The 19,002-nt window shown below is 59.5% G+C and carries 21 protein-coding genes; 7 read left to right on the plus strand and 14 right to left on the minus strand.

The window, feature by feature from the left end:
• Genes AC1Z24_RS27600 through AC1Z24_RS27615 form a run of 4 tightly spaced genes read right to left on the minus strand, consistent with a single transcriptional unit; the run spans position 1 to position 3,448 of the window.
• On the minus strand, positions 1-1,152 hold the full coding sequence (locus tag AC1Z24_RS27600) for an osmoprotectant ABC transporter ATP-binding protein OsmV (RefSeq protein WP_483743514.1): 1,152 nt from the start codon (positions 1,150-1,152) through the stop codon (positions 1-3).
• On the minus strand, positions 1,149-1,802 hold the full coding sequence (locus AC1Z24_RS27605; RefSeq protein WP_259106418.1) for an ABC transporter permease: 654 nt from the start codon (positions 1,800-1,802) through the stop codon (positions 1,149-1,151). Before AC1Z24_RS27605 ends, AC1Z24_RS27600 begins: the two co-directional genes overlap by 4 nt.
• A 13-nt stretch (positions 1,803-1,815) precedes the next feature.
• Positions 1,816-2,709 (minus strand): glycine betaine ABC transporter substrate-binding protein, encoded by an 894-nt coding sequence (locus tag AC1Z24_RS27610; RefSeq protein ID WP_483743515.1) that lies wholly within the window; start codon positions 2,707-2,709, stop codon positions 1,816-1,818.
• A 25-nt stretch (positions 2,710-2,734) separates the two neighbouring features.
• Complete coding sequence (locus AC1Z24_RS27615) at positions 2,735-3,448, minus strand: ABC transporter permease (RefSeq protein WP_259106414.1); 714 nt, start codon at positions 3,446-3,448, stop codon at positions 2,735-2,737.
• A gap of 333 nt (positions 3,449-3,781) precedes the next feature.
• Between AC1Z24_RS27615 and AC1Z24_RS27620 the strand changes: the two genes are divergently transcribed.
• A complete protein-coding gene (locus tag AC1Z24_RS27620; protein ID WP_483743516.1) occupies positions 3,782-5,365 on the plus strand; it encodes a peptide chain release factor 3 in 1,584 nt (527 codons plus the stop codon).
• 91 nt (positions 5,366-5,456) lie between these two features.
• On the opposite strand, the gene AC1Z24_RS27625 is transcribed toward AC1Z24_RS27620, so the two are convergent.
• The 4 genes from AC1Z24_RS27625 to mdaB all read right to left on the minus strand — a co-directional run bounded on the left by AC1Z24_RS27625 (position 5,457) and on the right by mdaB (position 9,660).
• Positions 5,457-6,350 carry an NAD-dependent epimerase/dehydratase family protein gene (locus AC1Z24_RS27625; RefSeq protein ID WP_483743517.1) on the minus strand — a complete coding sequence of 298 codons (894 nt, stop codon included), beginning with the start codon at positions 6,348-6,350 and terminating at the stop codon, positions 5,457-5,459.
• 236 nt (positions 6,351-6,586) lie between these two features.
• Complete coding sequence (locus AC1Z24_RS27630) at positions 6,587-7,741, minus strand: alpha/beta hydrolase (RefSeq protein WP_483743518.1); 1,155 nt, start codon at positions 7,739-7,741, stop codon at positions 6,587-6,589.
• Between the two features lie 356 nt (positions 7,742-8,097).
• Positions 8,098-8,994: a LysR substrate-binding domain-containing protein gene (locus AC1Z24_RS27635; protein WP_483743519.1), complete on the minus strand. Its 897-nt coding sequence runs from the start codon at positions 8,992-8,994 to the stop codon at positions 8,098-8,100.
• 75 nt (positions 8,995-9,069) lie between these two features.
• Positions 9,070-9,660 carry an NADPH:quinone oxidoreductase MdaB gene (gene mdaB / locus AC1Z24_RS27640; protein ID WP_259106406.1) on the minus strand — a complete coding sequence of 197 codons (591 nt, stop codon included), beginning with the start codon at positions 9,658-9,660 and terminating at the stop codon, positions 9,070-9,072.
• A 195-nt stretch (positions 9,661-9,855) separates the two neighbouring features.
• Here mdaB and AC1Z24_RS27645 point away from each other — a divergent pair, with 195 nt between their 5' ends.
• Positions 9,856-10,170: a putative quinol monooxygenase gene (locus AC1Z24_RS27645; RefSeq protein ID WP_259106404.1), complete on the plus strand. Its 315-nt coding sequence runs from the start codon at positions 9,856-9,858 to the stop codon at positions 10,168-10,170.
• Here AC1Z24_RS27645 and AC1Z24_RS27650 read toward each other — a convergent pair.
• Complete coding sequence (locus AC1Z24_RS27650) at positions 10,153-10,917, minus strand: sulfite exporter TauE/SafE family protein (protein WP_483743520.1); 765 nt, start codon at positions 10,915-10,917, stop codon at positions 10,153-10,155. The genes AC1Z24_RS27645 and AC1Z24_RS27650 overlap by 18 nt on opposite strands.
• Positions 10,918-11,000: 83 nt before the next feature.
• On the opposite strand from AC1Z24_RS27650, the gene AC1Z24_RS27655 reads away from it, so the two are divergent.
• The 3 genes from AC1Z24_RS27655 to AC1Z24_RS27665 all read left to right on the plus strand — a co-directional run bounded on the left by AC1Z24_RS27655 (position 11,001) and on the right by AC1Z24_RS27665 (position 13,501).
• Positions 11,001-11,885, plus strand: a complete 885-nt coding sequence (locus tag AC1Z24_RS27655; RefSeq protein ID WP_483743521.1) for a LysR family transcriptional regulator — start codon at positions 11,001-11,003, stop codon at positions 11,883-11,885.
• 105 nt (positions 11,886-11,990) lie between these two features.
• On the plus strand, positions 11,991-12,335 hold the full coding sequence (locus AC1Z24_RS27660) for a cupin domain-containing protein (RefSeq protein WP_483743522.1): 345 nt from the start codon (positions 11,991-11,993) through the stop codon (positions 12,333-12,335).
• Between the two features lie 212 nt (positions 12,336-12,547).
• Positions 12,548-13,501 carry a hypothetical protein gene (locus AC1Z24_RS27665; protein ID WP_483743523.1) on the plus strand — a complete coding sequence of 318 codons (954 nt, stop codon included), beginning with the start codon at positions 12,548-12,550 and terminating at the stop codon, positions 13,499-13,501.
• Here AC1Z24_RS27665 and AC1Z24_RS27670 read toward each other — a convergent pair whose 3' ends face one another.
• The 3 genes from AC1Z24_RS27670 to AC1Z24_RS27680 all read right to left on the minus strand — a co-directional run bounded on the left by AC1Z24_RS27670 (position 13,502) and on the right by AC1Z24_RS27680 (position 15,756).
• The gene (locus tag AC1Z24_RS27670; RefSeq protein WP_483743524.1) at positions 13,502-14,413 is read right to left on the minus strand and encodes a pyridoxal-phosphate dependent enzyme; all 912 of its coding nucleotides are present in this window, start codon (positions 14,411-14,413) and stop codon (positions 13,502-13,504) included.
• A 195-nt stretch (positions 14,414-14,608) separates the two neighbouring features.
• The gene (locus AC1Z24_RS27675) at positions 14,609-14,983 is read right to left on the minus strand and encodes a hypothetical protein (protein ID WP_483743525.1); all 375 of its coding nucleotides are present in this window, start codon (positions 14,981-14,983) and stop codon (positions 14,609-14,611) included.
• Positions 14,983-15,756, minus strand: coding sequence for a hypothetical protein (locus AC1Z24_RS27680; RefSeq protein WP_483743526.1), 774 nt, complete (start codon positions 15,754-15,756; stop codon positions 14,983-14,985). Before AC1Z24_RS27680 ends, AC1Z24_RS27675 begins: the two co-directional genes overlap by 1 nt.
• Before the next feature lie 619 nt (positions 15,757-16,375).
• Between AC1Z24_RS27680 and AC1Z24_RS27685 the strand changes: the two genes are divergently transcribed.
• Entirely contained in the window at positions 16,376-16,600 is a 225-nt protein-coding gene (locus AC1Z24_RS27685; protein WP_483743527.1) for a DUF6124 family protein, read from the plus strand.
• A gap of 84 nt (positions 16,601-16,684) precedes the next feature.
• Here AC1Z24_RS27685 and cynR read toward each other — a convergent pair whose 3' ends face one another.
• Entirely contained in the window at positions 16,685-17,590 is a 906-nt protein-coding gene (gene cynR, locus AC1Z24_RS27690; RefSeq protein WP_483743528.1) for a transcriptional regulator CynR, read from the minus strand.
• Positions 17,591-17,716: 126 nt separating this feature from the next.
• On the opposite strand from cynR, the gene cynS reads away from it, so the two are divergent.
• A complete protein-coding gene (gene cynS / locus AC1Z24_RS27695; RefSeq protein WP_483743529.1) occupies positions 17,717-18,187 on the plus strand; it encodes a cyanase in 471 nt (156 codons plus the stop codon).
• Here the strand turns inward: cynS and AC1Z24_RS27700 are convergent.
• The gene (locus AC1Z24_RS27700) at positions 18,172-19,002 is read right to left on the minus strand and encodes a helix-turn-helix domain-containing protein (protein WP_483743530.1); all 831 of its coding nucleotides are present in this window, start codon (positions 19,000-19,002) and stop codon (positions 18,172-18,174) included. The two genes, cynS and AC1Z24_RS27700, sit on opposite strands and share 16 nt — an antisense overlap.

The raw sequence follows: 19,002 nt of genomic DNA on the forward strand, positions 1-19,002 counted from the left end.
TCAGGCCACCTCAGCCGGCGACACGATACTGGTCTTCATCCCCCGCGAACGCCCGGAACTCAGGTAAGCGGCAATCGACTCCTGAGTCACTTCACCGAGGAACACCCGCTCGGCGTCCATCACCGGCAACCACGAGCGGTTGAACTCGTACATGCGCGACAGCAGGATGCGCAGGTGTTCGTCGTAGGCGGCGGTGGCGTTGAATTCACGGAGGAACTGTACGCAGGTGCCGGTCTGGCGGTGCAGGTCGCGGCGGCGTACGTAGCCCATGGCCTTGTTCTCGCCATCGGTGACCACGACATAGCGGCGGTCGTTTTCGTCCATGACTTCCAGGGCGTCGGCCACCGGGGTTTCCGGGCTGACCGAGGGGGCGTTGTCGGCCGCGTCTTCGGCCTTGACCAGCAGCAGGCGCTTGAGGGTGCTGTCCTGACCGACGAAGTTGGAGACGAACTCATCGGCCGGGTGCGCCAGCAGCGTGTCCGGATGATCGATCTGCAACAGCTTGCCCGCACGGAAGATGGCGATCTTGTCGCCCAGTTTGATGGCTTCGTCGATATCGTGGCTGACCATGATCACGGTCTTGTTCAGCGCCCGCTGCATCTCGAAGAACTCGTTCTGGATCATCTCGCGGTTGATCGGATCGACTGCGCCGAAGGGTTCATCCATCAGCAAGACCGGCGCATCGGCAGCCAGGGCACGGATCACGCCGATACGCTGCTGCTGACCACCGGACAGTTCACGGGGATAGCGATGCAGATATTGCTTGGGCTCAAGTTTGATCATGCTCATCAGCTCGCGCGCGCGGTCGTGGCATTTCTGCTTGTCCCAGCCGAGCAAGCGCGGCACCACGGTGATGTTTTCTTCGATGGTCATGTTCGGGAACAGGCCGATCTGCTGAATCACATAGCCGATATTGCGACGCAGGGTCACTTCATCCAGGCCCGTGGTGTCTTCGCCATTGATCAGCACCTTGCCGGAGGTCGGCATGATCAGGCGGTTGATCATTTTCAGCGTGGTGCTCTTGCCGCAGCCCGACGGGCCGAGGAACACACAGATCTCGCCTTCATTGACGGTCAGGCTGACGGAGTCAACGGCTTTGACTGCTTTGCCATTGCTCTGGAATGTTTTGCTCAGGTTCTGGAGTTCGATCATTTCAGTAATCCTTTTGGAGTCAGCGTGCGTTGCAGCCATTGCAGAAGCAGGTCGGCGAAGATGGCCAGGAGGCTGACCAGCAAGGCGCCGACGATCAGCATCGACATGTCGCTGCGGCTGATGGAAGCGAGAATAAGGACGCCCAGGCCACCGGCGCCGATGGTGGCGGCGATGGTCATGACACCGATATTCATCACCACGGCGGTGCGTACACCGGCGAGGATCACCGGCACGGCGATGGGCAGCTCGACCATGCGCAGGCGCTGGCCGAAGGTCATGCCGATGCCCTTGGCGGCTTCACGGATACCCGGTTCGACGCTGGTCAGGGCCAGGTAGGTGTTGCGCATGATCGGCAGCAGTGAATAAAGAAACACGGCGGTGATGGCCGGCATCGGCCCCAGGCCTTGGCCGAACTTGGAGTAGAACGGCAGCAGCAGGCCGAACAGGGCAATCGACGGCACGGTCAGCAATACGGTGGCGCTGGCTTGCAGGGGACCGGCCAGGCTCGGGAAGCGGGTCATCAGAATGCCAAGAGGCACGCCGATGACAATCGCCAACGTCACAGCGATGCCGACCAGGGTGATGTGCTGCCAGGTCAGGTGCAGGACCTGGGCCCAGTCCAGATGGGAGAAGGCGTTAAGAAAGCTCATGATCTTCTCCTGTTCAGTTCAGTGGATGCGCGCGCAGGAAATCGGCGGCAACGGTGGATGGGCTGTCGTGATCGACATCGACCCGGGCATTGAGCTCGCGCATGGTGGCGTTATCCAGCAGGTCGGCCAGGGGCTTGAGCAGCGCGGTGAGGTCCGGGTGCTGATCCAGATACGCCTGGCGAATCACCGGCGCGGCGGTGTAGTCCGGGAAGTAATGCTTGTCGTCCTGCAACACTTTCAGGCGGAAGGCATTCAGGCGCCCGTCGGTGGTGTAGACCAGCCCGGCGAACACCTGGCCGTTGCGCAATGCGGTGTAGACCAGCCCGGCATCCATCTGCCGGGTGTTCTCGCGGCCCAGATTCATGTCGTAGTGCTTGACCATGCCCACCAGGCCGTCGGAACGGTTGGCGAACTCGGTGTCGAGGGCGACGATGTGACCTTCCTTGGCCTCGTCCTTGAGCACCTGGCTCAGGTCCGACATGGTGTTGATCTGCGGGTACTGATCGGCGATCTTCTGCGGCAGGGCCAGGGCGTAGGTGTTGTTGAACTTGGACGGCGACAACCAGGCCAGCCCCTTCTTCGCGTCCAGCTCCTTGACCCGGTCGTAGGTCTGCTGGCTGTCGAGTTTCTCATCGATATGGTTGTAGGACACCAGCGAGACACCGGTGTATTCCCAGACCAGATCCAGCTGCCCGGTTTCCTGGGCGCTGCGGGCCAGGGTACTGCCCAGGCCGCCGGTGATCTGCACGTCATAGTTCTTGGTGCGCAGGTATTGCGCGGTCAGTTCGGCGAGCAAGGTCTGCTCGGTGAACACCCGGGCACCGATGCGCAACAGCGGTTTATCCGCCGCCTGGGCAAATCCGGCGAACAGCAAGGCAAAGGCTAAAAACAAGCCTGTCTTTTTCATGAGTTGTTTCCTTCTCTCGGCGGGCTCAGCGAGCCAGGCCACGTTCCAGCCAGATACGACTGGCGAGGGTCACCAGGCCGTCGAGCAACAGCGCCAGCAGCGCCGTACAGGCTGCGCCCAGGATCAGCTGTGGCTGATTGTTCAAGGCAATGCCGGGGAAGATCAGGCTGCCAAGGCTGTTGGCGCCGATCAGGAACACCAGTGGCGCGGTGCCGACGTTGATCGCCAGGGCAACCCGCACACCGCCGACAATGATCGGCACGGCATTGGGCAATTCCACCTGCCAGAGCACCTGGCGCGGGGTCATGCCGATGCCGGTGGCGGCTTCCTTGAGCGAACCCTGTACGTTCTTCAGGCCTTCGAAGGTGTTGCGCACGATGGGCAGCAGCGAGGCGAGGAACAGGGCGAAGATGGCCGGACCACTGCCGATGCCGAGGATACCCAGGGCGATGGCCAGAACCGCGAGAGGCGGCACGGTGTTACCGACGTTGAAGATCTGCATGAAGCGTTCGGCGCTGCCGATGCGCTGCGGGCGGCTCAGGGCGATGCCCGCCGGGATGCCCACCACAAGGGCGGCGCACATGGACACCAGAACCAGTATCACGTGTGCTTGCAGGTAAAACAGCAGATCATCCTGATACTGCCTGATTGTATCGATGCCGATCCAATGGACCAGCAGGGCCAGGAGTACGATAGTCACCGTACCTCCCAACAGCCCCTTGCCATAGCGATTAGCCACGGGCGGACTCCTTATTTCAGTCGGCGAACGGATGCCAGGGCCAACCCTTGCGGATGGTCTGTCACAGCGTTCGCGAAGAGCAGCGGGTGGGTCGCCGTTGAGGTTTTTACCTCGGCGAAAACACAAGCCATGAGCGCAGCTTCGTCAAGCTAACTTGCTGATATTGCAGACCCTGACGGTGCGTGTTGCAGGGGAATGGACGTCTCCACGTTTTAAAAGGTTCCCATCTGAAGCAGCAAATTGCCACCCCTAATCGACTGAACGGTTCGGTTATTGCCTTGACTTAGGCTATAATCGCTGCCCTTTTTTGACTCACCTGCCAGGCGATTTCCCATGACCCAACAGGCCGCCGAAGTCGCGAAACGCCGCACCTTCGCCATCATTTCTCACCCGGATGCGGGTAAAACCACCATCACTGAAAAGTTGCTGTTGATGGGTAAGGCCATTGCCGTTGCTGGTACGGTGAAATCACGCAAGTCCGATCGCCATGCGACGTCCGACTGGATGGAAATGGAGAAGCAACGCGGCATCTCCATCACCACCTCGGTCATGCAGTTCCCGTATCGCGATCACATGATCAACCTGCTCGACACCCCGGGCCACGAAGACTTCTCAGAAGACACCTACCGCACCCTGACGGCGGTTGACTCGGCGCTGATGGTCCTCGACGGCGGTAAGGGTGTAGAGCCACGCACCATCGCCCTGATGGACGTCTGCCGCCTGCGCGACACGCCCATCGTCAGCTTCATCAACAAACTCGACCGCGATATCCGCGACCCCATCGAGCTGCTGGATGAAATCGAAGCGGTCCTCAAGATCAAGGCGGCGCCGATCACCTGGCCGATTGGCTGCTACCGCGACTTCAAGGGTGTCTACCACCTGGCCGACGACTACATCATCGTCTACACCGCCGGTCACGGTCATGAGCGCACCGACGTCAAGATCATCGAGAAACTGGACTCGGACGAAGCCCGCGCCCACCTGGGCGACGAGTACGACCGTTTCATCGAACAGCTGGAACTGGTGCAGGGTGCCTGCCACGAGTTCAACCAGCAGGAATTCCTCGACGGTCAATTGACCCCGGTGTTCTTCGGTACAGCGCTGGGCAACTTCGGTGTCGATCACGTCCTCGACGCCGTGGTCAACTGGGCACCAAAACCCTTGGCCCGGGTCGCCAACGAGCGCACCGTGGAGCCGGTGGAAGAGAAATTCAGCGGCTTCGTGTTCAAGATTCAGGCGAACATGGACCCCAAGCACCGCGACCGTATCGCCTTCATGCGTATCTGTTCGGGCCGTTACGAAAAGGGCATGAAAATGCGCCACGTACGCTTGGGCAAGGACGTGCGTATCGGTGACGCCCTGACGTTCTTCTCCTCCGAGCGCGAGCAACTGGAAGAGGCCTACGCCGGCGACATCATCGGCCTGCACAACCACGGCACCATTCAGATCGGCGACACCTTCAGCGAAGGCGAAGCCCTGGGCTTCACCGGCATCCCGCACTTCGCCCCGGAACTGTTCCGCCGCGTACGCCTGAAAGACCCGCTCAAGTCCAAGCAACTGCGACAGGGCCTGCAGCAGTTGGCCGAAGAAGGCGCCACCCAGGTGTTCTTCCCGCAGCGCAGCAACGACATCATCCTCGGCGCCGTCGGTGTGCTGCAGTTCGATGTGGTCGCCAGCCGCCTGAAGGAAGAATACAAGGTCGAATGCGCCTACGAGCCGATCACCGTCTGGTCGGCCCGCTGGATCGAATGCGCGGACAAAAAGAAGCTCGAAGAGTTTGAAAACAAGGCTGTGGAAAACCTGGCACTGGACGGCGGCGGTCACCTGACCTACCTGGCGCCAACCCGGGTCAACCTGGCGCTGATGGAAGAACGCTGGAAAGACGTGAGCTTCCGCGCGACGCGTGAGCATCACTAAGGCAGGGCGCTGAACCTGTGGGACCGGCTTTAGCCGGGAAGACGCCTTCCCGGCTAAAGCCGGTCCCACAGACAATCCGCGAATTTTCCGGTTACACCATCTCGTTGAGAATCCACTCTGTCACATCGGTACGCTTGGGCACCCACCCCAGCAGCTCCCGGGCATTCTTGCCGCGCACCCGGCTGTTGGAGCCCAGGCCGTAATTGGCCATCTCGTAGCCCCATTCCGCTTCAGCATCCTTGAGCGGCCAGTCCTGGGCCGGGCCGAGGTTCAGGGCCTTGGCAATGGCATTGCTCATATCGGCAAACGCCGCCTCGCCACTTTCGACGAAATAGAAGGTACCCGCCGGGTTCTTCTCAAGCGCCAGGCTATAGAGCGCCGCCACATCTTCGATATGCACGTTGGACCAGATATTCTGGCCGCTGCCGACGTGACGAACGATGCCGCTTTTCTGCGCCTGCTTGAGCAAGCGTGGCAACTGCACGCTGTCGCGTTTAACGCCCAGGCTATGGCCGTAGATCAGGGTGTTGCAGACCACCGCCGAACGTACGCCCTGCTTCGCGGCATCGAGCACTAAATTGTCGATGGCGACCCGCGCGGCCTTGTCGGCAGTCGGTTCGGGCAACTGGTCTTCGTAATAGATAACGTCGCTGCCTTTACCTCCCGACGCATCACCGACGATGCTCGAACCGCTGGTATGCAGGAACACCTTGTCCGAGCCTTGCAAACCGGCGATCAACGCCTCTACTGCGCCGCGATGATCGCTGCTGGCGGCATTGATCACCGCATCGGCCTGCCGCGCCTGCTCGGAGAGCAAGCCGCTGTCGTCGAGAGTGCCGGTGATCGGCGTGATGCCCAGGTTCAGCATTTCAGCTTCCTGCTCGGCATTGCGCACCAGACCGGTGACTTGATGCCCCTGCTTGACCAGGGCGGTGGCGATGGAGCCGCCGATAAAACCGGCAGCGCCCGTAATGAAAATTTTCATGGAATGACTCCTCAGGGGTGAGTAACTGTTGCCCCCAGTATCAAGCAGGCATTACTTCTGAAAAAGTCATGTTGAGCCAAATGAATGTTGCTTATAGATCACGAATAGCCTTGAAAACACAAACTATGTGGGACCGGCTTTAGCCGGGAAAGCGCCGGCACATTCGCCACAATTGCAGGGTCAGATCTGACGCCTTCCCGGCTAAAGCCGGTCCCACATCCCACTATCCCGTCTTATCAGCGCCCGGCTTTTTCCTTCAACCGACCGGCATCGCCAAGCCAGCCCGTTGCCCCCTTGTGCAACCAGTCCGCCGCCCCCGGCGCACGCTTGAGCTGGCTGTCGAGAAACGCCAGGCTAATCGCCTGAATCGCGGCAACCTGCTTCGGATCAGTCGGTGGCTCACCGGCCGACGGACCATTGGCCCCTCGCGAAGGTGCGCCGCGGCTGCGGCCCTTGCCGCCGCCATGAGCTTGTTTGCTGCCGCTATCAGTAGCCTCGGGCAGCCTGGCGGTCTTGCTATCCGGCTTCGGCGCACTCACCAGTTCAGTGCCGGAAAGGGTTTTGTGAGTGGCCCGGTTCAGGTCCACCTGATAACTCCCGGCGACATTCACCGAGTCGCCGACCACCTGACGCAGGTGGTAAGTGTTGACCCAGTTGAACGGATCTTCGTCATTCTGGCCGGTCATCGACAACACCGGCACCGTTACCTTGGCGAACTGCGCCGGATCGGCCCCGGCTTCGGCATAAGGGCTGAGCAAGAGCAGCGCCTTGGGCTGCACTTGCACGGCCGCCGGGTTCATCGCCATGGCGACGGCGGTTTGCGCGCCGAGGTCAAAACCGGCGAAGACCACCTGATTCCAGTCGATGGCCGCCAGTTGCGCATCACCCTTGGCGGCGCGGCTGCGCGCTTCGCTGATCACTTTCTGCACCGTAACCAGGCGCCGCTGCAATGCCGAGTCGGCATAGCGATAGGCCGCCAGGCTATGGAAGTCACCGGCCAGAGCCAGACCACTGGCGTAGATATCCGGTCCGTCGTTCTGATCCTGAATCGACAACACTGCATAACCGGCCTGCGCCCAGGCCCGCCGCCACTGTTCACCGGCCGTAGCCGCCTCACCCAGCCCCGGCAGATAGATGATCAGCGGCACAGGGCCCGCCGTCGCCGGAGCCTGCAAGGCCACCTCGACCGATTGCCCGGCCAAATCCCAGTCTGCCGCCCAACCGGTCACCTGCTGGCGAGGCGATTTATAGGCGGTGCCGAGGTCCTCATCGAGCTGCTCGTTGAACTTGATACGCGGATCGGTAGGCGTACTGGAGCAGGCGGACAACAGGCCCAGAGTCCCCAGCAGGACAGCCATGGCCAGGCGGTAATGAACAGGAATGAACTTCACAGGGATATCTCGATAAAAGGTCGGGACAAGCAATGCGCCAGCCTAACCGCAGCAAGCTGAACGGCAAGGGGCTCAGAGGGTAAATAATCGGTAAAGGCAGGTGATGCGCTGACTGTGGGACCGGCTTTAGCCGGGAAGGCGTCGTTCCCGATGAAGGAAATGCGGCGGATGTCCCGGCCTCTTCCCGGCTAAAGCCGGTCCCACCATTAGCATTCCAGGGCAGATGTTTTGATATGAGCGCCTACTGCCTTGTGGGACCGGCTTTAGCCGGGAAGAGGCCAGTGAACCCATGCATCGCTGTCGTCTGTCTCGAAGTCTTCCCGGTAAAGCCGGTCCCACAATCATCAGGTCGCCACTCAGGCGGCATACCCCGCCATCTTCTGCTGAATGAAATCCAGAAAGCACTGAATCCTCAGGGCCAGTTGCGAGTTGCGGTAGTACACCGCATGAATCGGCTGGCGATAGCCGCTGTTCGCCTCGGGCAACAACACTTTCAGGCGACCCTTGCGGATGTCGTCGTGGGTCATGAAGTGCGACAGGCAGACAATCCCCTCCCCGGCGATAGCCAGTTGGCGCAGCGTTTCGCCGCTCGAGGCCGAGACCGCCGGCTGAATGAACAGGCGATCGCCCTCGGCATGGCGCAGGGGCCAGTGGTTAAGGGTTTCGGTCTGGGTAAAGCCCAGCAGCGTATGACTGCTCAGGTCCTGAACCCGGCGCGGTGTACCGTGCAGCTCAAGATAAGCCGGGCTGGCGAGGATATTCAGCGGGCTGCTGCCCAACGAGCGGGCATGCAGGGTCGAGTCGGCCAGGCTGCCGATACGAATGGCGACGTCGGTGCTCTGTTCCAGCAGGTCGATGATCAGATCGTTGCTGTTCAGTTCCAACTGGATATCGGGATACAGCAGGCGAAACTCGGCGACATAGGGCACCACCGAATGCAGCATGAAGGGAAATGCCGCATTGATCCGCAAGCGTCCGGCCGGGTGTTGCTGACGCAGGGACAGACGCTCTTCGAGGTCTTCCATCTGCGCCAGAATCTGCCGCGCACGCTCGAGGAAGAACTTGCCCTCCTCGGTCAAATCCATGCGCCGGGTGGTGCGGTTGATCAGGGTGGTTTCCAGCTTGGCTTCAAGCCGCGACAAGGTGCGACTCACGGCCGAAGGCGTCTGGCCAAATTGCTCGGCAGCCGCCGAAATAGAGCCGCTTTCGATAACAGAAATAAAGACTTGTAGCTCGTCGGATCTGGCTTTCATTATTGTTCTCCGCTCAAAACACGCTGGATGTTAGCCGTGTTTGAAGCAAAGAACATCCGACTATCGCAGGGCTACTCAGGCGCTGATATTGAAAACCTGTGCCAAGTGCGCCTGATAGCGCTGCACATCGGCTTCGATATTCGGCACTTTCATCACGTCCACTGCCAGGAAAGTCGGCAAGCCGGTCAGGCCAAGGAACTGATTGGCCTTGTGGAATGGGAAGTACACGGCGTCAACGCCCTTGGCTTCGAAGAAGTCGGTCGGATCATCGAAGGCTTGTTGCGGGGCGTTCCAGGTCGCGGAAATCATGTACTGGCGACCTTGCAGCAAACCACCGCTGCCGTATTTCTGCGACGCGTCGGAACGCGTTCGGCCGTCGTTGGCATACAGGCTGCCATAGCCTTCGGTGAAGACTTCGTCGATGTACTTCTTGACCGTCCACGGCGCGCCCATCCACCAGCCCGGCATCTGCCAGACGATGACGTCGGCCCAGAGAAACTTCTGCACTTCTTCGGCAACGTCGTAACCGCCGTCGATAAAGGTTTCTTTCACGTCAAAACCGGCGTGGTCCATAAAGGCCACGGCGGCTTCTTGCAGAGTGGCGTTGTAACGACCTTCGGAGTGTGCGAACTGCTTGCCGCCATTCAAAAACAGGATTTTTTTCATCGTGATCTCGTCGCTATCCCGCAAACCCTCGGGGCCGGATCGGGAAGTCAGTAAGGGAAAGTGACGGCAGGATAACGATGCAATAGCGGCTGATTAAGCAGAGACGGAGCAAATGATATTTGCTTTAAAAGCACAAATAATCAGAAGACTCTTGAATTAGCATTCAACGACTTTCTTCCTTCAGGAACCCGTCCCATGAACGCCTTGCACGGCTTTATCCTGCACGCCTACACCAAACCGGAAAAGTCGGACGCGTTCCTGGCGCTGTTCAGTCAATACGTGGAGCAGAGTCGCGAAGAAGATGGCTGCATCGAGTACCACATGCTGCGCGACCGCGAGAATCCTGCACTGTTTATCTTCTATGAAGTCTGGCAATCCAGGGCGCACCTGGATGTGCACTCCTCGCTGCCACACATGGCGCGTTTCTTTGAAAATCGCATGTATTACCTGGAGCGGGACTTCGAAATTCGCCTGATCGACATGATCAGCCCGTCATCCGCTAATCATTAAATGCAGGCCCAGACCGGCGACGCCAAGCAGGAACAAGCGCTTGAACAATTGGGCGCTGATGCGCTGGCGCAGCGACTGCCCCAGCCACATACCCAGTAACGCCGGGATCAGCGCCAGCAGTGAAGCAGCCAGCTCGCCGCTGCCCAATGCGCCATTGCTGAACAGGCCTGCCGCCAGGGCCAGGGTGCCGACAGTGAAGGCCAGGCCCAGAGCCTGAACCAACTGGTTGCGCGCAAGCCCCAAGGACTGCAGATAAGGCACAACGGGAATGGCGAACACGCCCGTGGCCGAACTGATCAAGCCGGTCAAAAAACCACATAACGGTCCCAGCCAGCGCTCATGCCGCTGGGGCACATACAGTTGCGGCAGACACAGCGCAGACAGCGCATACAACAGCAACGCTGCTCCCAGCGCCCGGCTCATGGTCGGCCCCGCGCTCATGCCCAACAGCCAAGAGCCCAAGCCTGTGCCCAGTGCAACCATCGTCAGCAGCGGCCACAGGCGCTTGAGCAACGGCCGCAACTGCCCGCCGATCGCCAACTGCCAGACATTGGTCACCGTCGATGGAATGATCAACAGAGCCGCTGCCTGAGCCGGAAGCATAGCCAGGCCCAACAAGCCCATGGCCACTGTCGGCAGGCCGAGGCCGATCACACCCTTGACCGTGCCGGCCAGCAGAAAGGTGCCCAGCACAAGTGCCGAAAGACCCCAACCCAGTATTTGATAGTGTTCGATCAGTGCGTTCATGGCCTCATGATGGCGACGACGACGCGCCTTGAAAATCTGCCATATACTGAGCCAGCCTCAGTTTCTACCATAGGCTGATTGACATGCACTTCGACCTGACCGACCTGCGCCTGATCCTCAAAGTCGTGGAAAGCGGCAATATCACCGCCGCCGCCAATCGCAGCCACCTCTCCCTGGCCTCGGCCAGCGCCAGGGTCCGCGCGTTGGAAGCCTCACTCAATACCCCGCTGTTCGAGCGTGGCCGCCGCGGTGTTACGCCAACGCCGGCGGGCCAGGCCATGGCTCAGCATGCGCGGTTGATCCTGCAACAGGTCGAGCGCATGCAATCGGATCTGGGCGACTACGCCAAGGGCTTCAAGGGCCGGGTGCGCCTGCTGGGCAACAGTTCAGCCCTGAGTGAACACCTGCCGGAGTTGCTGGCGGACTTTCTGGTCAGAAACCCGTCGATTGATGTCGAACTGGAAGAGCACCCCAGCCTGCGCATCCTTCACGCTCTACGCCAAGGCGCGGCGGACATCGGGATAATTTCCGACGCCTTAGACGCCAGCGACCTGCAGACCCTGCCATTTCGTGACGATCCACTGGCGCTGTTGATGCCTCTCGACCACCCCTTGGCCTGCGAAGAAACCCTGAGTTTCAGCCAGGCCCTGGACCACGAATTCGTCGGCATGAGCGCCAATAGCGCATTGGCCCTGTACCTGGAAGAACAGTCACTGCACGTCGGCCGCCGCCTGAAAATCCGCGTGCGCGCCGAAGGCTTCGACGCGGCCATGCGCATGGTTGCCAGGGGTGTCGGCTTGAGTGTGGTGCCGCAGATCGTGTTACAGCGCTGGCAAACGCCGCGCCCGTTCCATAGCGTGGCATTGAACGATACCTGGGCGCAGCGCCGATTGCTGCTGTGCGCCCGCGACTTCAACGCCTTGCCGGGTTATGCCAGGGTCTTGCTGGACGCACTGAAACAAGGCTGAAAACCAGCGTTTATGGACAACCCGATGTCGAGTTCAGACAACTGACCCTACCCTATCCGGCCTATGGTGGGCGCACGCAATTTGCGCCACTGATCTGGAGCTGTCATGTCTAACCTGATTACCGTCCTGCGCGATACCCACCCACTACCCGTCGTCGATGCCTGCAAGTGGGAAAAACTCGCGGGCGACCCGCACACCGTCAACCTCAACTGCTATACCTCCGCTGACGGCGAAAAGATCATGGGCACCTGGATCTGCACCCCAGGCAAGTGGTACGTGGAATACACCAAGTGGGAATACTGCGACTTCCAGGAAGGCTACTGCGTCCTGACCCCGGAAGGTAAAGACCCGATCCATCTGAAAGCCGGCGACAAGTTCATCATCGAGCCAGGCTTCAAAGGAACTTGGGAAGTGGTCGAGACTGTGCGCAAGTATTTCGTTTTTGCCTGATCCGGCTTTTCTGTGGGACCGGCTTCAGCCGGGAAGACAATGGGGCAGACGATATACGGGTATCGATCCTGCCTACACCTTCCCGGCTAAAGCCGGTCCCACAGAGGCTGCAAAGGTGACCTTGCTGCGCTGCCTGCAATATCCCCATACCGCACATTCCACCGCACAATCACCTATAAAACATCCCTTACCCACTGCCAGGGATGTGAAAAATGCGCAACCTCATCACCCTCATTGCCCTGCTGATCATCGGCACCGGCAACGTCTTGGCCGCCCCGCCAAAGCACTATCTCTACACCTCGTCCGGTGAACTTGAACAACTCGACGCACTGCTGGCGCGCCCCGATATCGACGGGGTGCAGATTGTCTATTCATGGAAACGGCTGGAAAGAACTAAAGGCCAGTACGACTTTTCCGCCATCGAAAAAGACCTCGCCCACCTGACCAAACTCGACAAGAAACTGTTCATCCAGATCCAGGATCGTTTCTTCGAACCAGAAGCCCGCAATATCCCGCTTTATCTGCAACAAGAGCCGGCCTATCACGGCGGGCTGATGACCCAATCCGACAATCCCGGGGAAGGCGTGCCCGAAGCTCAGGGCTGGGTCGCGATGCAATGGCAGCCAGCAGTCAGGGAGCATTTCCAGGCGTTGCTGGGCGCTCTGGCGAGCAGATTCGACGGTCGCATCGCCGGGATCAACCTGCCGGAAACCGCCATTGGTGTCGATGTCAACGACGCGTCTTCCGGCTTCACCTGCGAGGGCTACTTCGCCGCGACGCTGGACAACATCCGCTTCGCCCGCAACGCCTTCAAACAGTCCCCTGTGGTGCAGTACGTCAACTTCTTCCCCTGCGAATGGAATGACGACCAACGCTACATGTCGCGGCTGTTCGAGTTCGCGGCAAGCAACCGTATCGGCCTCGGCGGCCCGGATATCGTGCCCTACAGAAAGGCCCATATGAACAATGCCTACCCCTTCTTCAATCGCTACAAGCAGCGACTTGAAGTGGTGGCCATGGCGGTGCAGGAACCGACCCTGACCTACACCGACCCAAAGACCGGCGTGCCCTTCACCCGCGAAGAGTTCGTTCGTTTTGCCGAGGATTATCTGGGCGTCGACATCATCTTCTGGAGCCCGCAAACACCCTGGCTCAGCCAGCGATGATCAGGCTTTGGCCCAGGCCCGAATCTGCTCAAGGGTTGCCGTCGCACCACCGCAGACGATAAACAGCACTTTACCCTGGACCTGAAGCTTTTGCGGGTGATAGGCCAGGGCCAGCGCCGCGCCGCAGGCAGGTTCGACCAGCACACGGTGGTCGCTGAGGAATTGCTCACACGCATCAAGAGCCTCGGCATCCGATACCACGATGTTGTGGATTGGGTGATTCTTCAGGCTCGCCACCGCCTGCTTGCAGACCCGTTTGGCGCCAAGGGAAGTTGCCACCGAAGTAATCGCCGCAATCTCCACCGCCTCCCCGGCCTGCACCGCCGCGTGAAAGGACGCCGCGCCCGTGGTTTCCACCGCATACACCGGCACATCCTGCCAGCCATTGCGGTGCAGCCCCTCGATCATCCCCGACAACAGGCCGCCGCCGCCCACCGACAAGACCACCGCATCCGGCTTGAGCCCGGCCGCCGCGACTTCGTCTATCAGCGTGGCATGGCCGGTCCACAACAGTGGATCGTCGAAAGGGTGGATAAAGGCATCGGCATCCGTCACCAGAGTCTGGGCCAGGGCATTGGCCTCCTGCCAGGACGCGCCGTGCACGATCACCTCGGCCTGTTCGAGACGCAACAAATCCTGCGCGCGCTGCGTAGTGGTTTGCGGCACCACCACTGTCACCGGCACAGCCAACACCCGCCCGGCATACGCCACCGCCAACCCGGCATTACCGCCCGAAGACGAAATGAAGCGTTTGGCGCCGCGAGCATGATGAACCTCACAGGCATGCCCCACACCGCGAATCTTGAACGAGCCGGGCGGCTGCAGGGCATCGAGTTTCAGCCACACGGAAAAACCGGCGCGCTCGCTCAGGGCGCGGGATTCGAGCAGCGGCGTATTGATATGCAAGGCCATGCGGGGGGCTCCATAAAGGGTCAGGGAAGGGATCCTATCCTAGCTTTTTCCGCCTTGCCTGTATCTGCAATGAGATCTGTAGGAGCCGCCTTGGTAGCGATCGAGTGCGCAACGCTCGCAACCAGGCAGCAGACCAATCCATCGCCAGCAGTTGATAAATACATTAACCGGCAAGCCAGTTCTAAAAGAGCGATATCAAGTGTCTGGGTTGTCGGGTAGTGCGAAATAAAACACCACCATGGCCACCGCCGTAAGCACCATGTACACCGTCGCGGCCTTCATCTGTCGTCGCAGTTTTCCAGGTATGCGTTTGTCTGCACCCTTTGGAATCTGCCCGCGCTTAAAAAGAAGATTTGGCATGAGCACGATCAGCATGATGTTAGAGAACCTCAACTGACGACCGAGATAGCTGTCTCCACACACGGATCGATTCCACTCGACAGACTTAATCCCTTCAAGATAGCTCTCCAGCACTTCCAGCCTTCGGTAATAGAAAAACAACAAAAGGCCTACACATATAAAGACGTTGAAGAAGACGGCGATTGCCCACAATCCTGGATCAATATCCATCACAGCGATCTCCATTTATAAAGCAGCTCCCCAGCAACCGCGCCACCTTTCTCTCCAATGGCTCCTCCTGCATATCCGCCTGCGAGCCCGACAATGATTCCACAAGCCAAAGCGCCCCATCCTCCCGTAGGTACCGCAACGGCGACGCATACCGATTTAGCTGCCATCCCTCCCACTGCACCTCCAAATAATCCGCCACCGACACCCGCCACCAACTTGCTTCCTTCCACATATTGAGCCTTCTCGCACGCTTCCTCCCGCCCGACAGCGCAAGCCTCCTCAATCTCCAACCCCGCCGAAACCGCGTTCAATGTAATCCCCACATAGGTCCCGGATTTAAGCACCTTCGCCGCTCTGGCCACGCCGCTCATGCGTTTTGCGTAATCCCGTATCTCGCCAGTATGCAGATAGCTTTTCGTCGAGATACCCAGCATCTTCTTGATCGAACCTCTGTTCCTCAGCCCCGAGCCCCAGCGGGCGATACCTTTGAGCTGGCCATCCAGCTTGGTGAACAACACCTGGCGTTGATTGATGAATTCTTGCCGGGCAATCGGCGTACCGCGCAGGAGGGCAAGCTTGTGCAGCTTCTCGATATCCGCGAGGGTCTTTTCAATCGCGCTGAGGTGGTTGCTCCAACTACCTGAGACGGCGCCGATACCCAGTGAACCGTAGCCAAGCACATCTTGCAGCACATCGTAGTTCTTCAGCATCAGGCCATCGGAACCAAGGGAATTATGGTGAATCTGATGGCTGACATGCTGAGCCATGCGCATGAGCTCGGCCTCTTCGATAGTGCATGACTGGGTACTGCTGTCGGGGACAATAACGATTTGCCCCGGTAGAACGACTTGTCGAATTTTTTGTCCGCTCCCAGCGCTGCCTTTATAGCATTGTCGCCTTGCATCCGATCATTAATAAATACGTAAGCCTTGCTCATCTCTTGAACTCCCTGTAACTGGAAGCGCGAGAGTATTGAGTGCAGTCATGGGATAGCTAGAACACAATCGAGACTTTAGAATTTCCAGACACTACCTACAAACCGAAGTTAAGCTTTCCTACAGAAATAAAGGAAAGTTTACTTTCTCTCACAATAAAATGCTCTCCCGAAAGAAGTTTCGGTATTTTTCGTATGAACTTTCCGAAAGAATCCCGAACGCATTGCGCGGAGGAATTTCGCTCTCTAGTCTGCGCCGGTCGCTGAAAATCAGTGATCGGGTTTAGCAGCCTGACTTGTACCCCCTGCGTGTAAGCCGCGTCATGGCGACTTTGCGTGGGGCACCTTCGAGTGCGCCGGTACTGGGGGTACAACCGGTCTGCTAACCCGCGTCAAAGTCGCCACCCATTCCGTTTAGCAGCGCAAATGCGGTGGCCTTGCTTAAAGGTATCCCCTTAATGATCACCGTTGAAACTCAAGCTTTACTCGAAAAATCACTGCTGCGGATTTCTGATCTGTTGCGCTGCACCGCAGCCGTTGCTTATGAGAGCGGCGAAAACCGAACAGGGACAGACCGCGACCTGGCCTTCTCCGCCGTCCACCTGCTCGATGTGATCAAGGACGAAGTCAACCTGTCCCTGAGCTACGTCGAACCCCGCCTACCTGGCACAACACAAACTTAAGATTCGAACACGGTTTGTCGTGGGACCGGCTTCAGCCGGGAAGGCGTATTACCGGTTCGGTCCCACAGTGTCCGCTACTGAGATCTAGACCTCCCGCCCATCAAGATTATCGACACACCACGCCTCAGCCATCTGGGTAAACGCCAACGCCGCCGCGCTCTGGTAGCCATGACGCCGCCGCAACAATGCCGCCGTACGCTGGGGCGGATAGCCTTTGAGCTGATAGCAGCGCAGACCGCGCTCTTCACTGGCGATGGCCTCGGGCAGGATGGTGGCCATGGGCGCGTGACGCAGGATCTCAAGAATCGCCCCCACCGAGTTGGTCTCCATCACCACTTTGGGCTTGACCTCATGCTCACGGAAGTACTCCTCGACGCAGGAGCGCGTGATGAAGTCTTTGGTCAGCAGGACCAGAGGCTGCTCGGACAACTGTGGCGGCGCCACCCAGGTCTTGTTGCGGGCATAGAACGGATGATGCTTGCCCACCATCAGGCCCAGCGTCTCCACCAACAACGGCAGGCACTCGATATCCGGATTGCGCACGGTGTCGAAGGCGATGGCGATATCGATGCTGTCCTCGGCCAGCTCGCTCTCGATGTCGTTCAGCGAGCGTTCGAGAACGGTCAGGTGGATATCGGGATACCGGGCCGTGAAGTTGCGGATCAACGGGCCAGCCAGATAAGGGATAAAGGTCGGGGTCAGGGCAAGGCGCAAGGTGCCCCGTGACAGGTCCTGCACATCGTGAATGGCCCGCTTGCCAGCCGCAAGCTCCAGCAGCATCTTGCGCGCATGTTCGATATAGGCCGCCCCCGCTGCCGTAGGCCGGACGCTGCGGCCCGAGCGGTCGAGCAGTTCGGCGCCGAGTTCTTCTTCCAATTGTTTGATCTGCTGGGACAGAGTCGGTTGCGAAACATGCAACACCTCGGCAGCACGGCTGAAGTTGCCCTGTTCGGCCACGGCCAGCAGGTAACGGATATGGCGCAGCAGCATGGGGATCTCCGCAGAAGCTATAGGCAGGAGCAATAGAAACTATTGCATATCGGTCTTGGACGCTATCGCGCAGAGGCGATGAGTATGGGCCACTGCCGCCCTTCCCTCGCTTACAGGAATACCTCCATGCAACAGTCCCATGCTTTCCAGGATCCCTCCCAGGCCCTGACCAGCAAAGTGCTGGAACTCAAAGCCCGCAAGGACTTGTCCTTCGCTCAGTTGACTGAAGGCACCGGTCTGAGCCTTGCCTACGTCACCGCCGCCCTGCTCGGCCAACATCCACTGCCGGCCGATGCCGCGAAAGTCATTGGCAAGCACCTGGACCTGGACGACAACACCGTCGCTCAACTGCAGACAATTCCCCTGCGCGGCAGCCTGCCCAATGGGATCCCGACTGATCCGACCATCTATCGCTTCTACGAGATGATTCAGGTCTACGGCACCACCCTCAAAGCCATCGTCCATGAGCAGTTCGGCGACGGCATTATCAGCGCCATCAACTTCAAGCTCGACGTGAAGAAAGTGGACGACCCGGAAGGCGGTTCCCGTGCGGTCATTACCCTGGATGGCAAGTTCCTGCCTTACAAACCGTTCTGAGTGGCCTGCAACCACTGGCGGGGGCTTGAGCCGGTTCTGCGGCGAAAGGCCCGGGCCAGTGCTGACGGACTTTTATAACCGACCTCATCGGCGATCAAGGCGATGGGGCGGCCCTCGCGCAGGCGTTTCTGCGCCAGGCTCACCCGCCAGCTGAGCAGATATTCCGCAGGCGGTTGCCCGACGACTTCATGAAAATGCGCGGCAAAACTGGCGCGCGACATCCCCGCCGCTTCGGCCAGCTCACCTACCGTCCAGGCTTGTTGCGGCATGGCGTGCATCAGGTTCAGCGCCTTGGCCAGACGCACGTCCGCCAACCCCGCAAGCATGCCGCTGCCCAGTTGCTCTTCGTTGAGCAAATAGCGCAACAGCTGGATCACCAACAGCTCGAACAGCCGATCCATCACTGCCTCGCGCCCGCACATATCACCGAAAGCCTCGGCAAACAGCCACTCCAGCGTCGGCCCCAATAGCGCGCTGGAAGACAGCGGCAGCAGCAAGTAATCGGGCAGAGCAGCAGCAATCGGATTGCCCGACCCGGCGGCGAAATCCAGGCTCGCACAAACGACTTGCGCCGGTTCCACGCCATCAGGAATGAGGCGATGGGCATAAGGTCGCGGGAAGAAAATCAGCGTCGGCTCGCTCAGGGTCAGCTCGCGATTATCGGCCAGGCGCAGCCCAAGCACGCCGCTGCGCAGCACATGCAGATGACCATGACGCCCGCCCTCGTCGAAGGCTGCTGCGTTGCAGAACTCACCGCTGTGAAAGGTCCCGGCACTGACACCGAAGTGATTGAGCAACGTGGACAGGCGATCCAT

This window comes from Pseudomonas sp. JL23 (assembly GCF_056933585.1).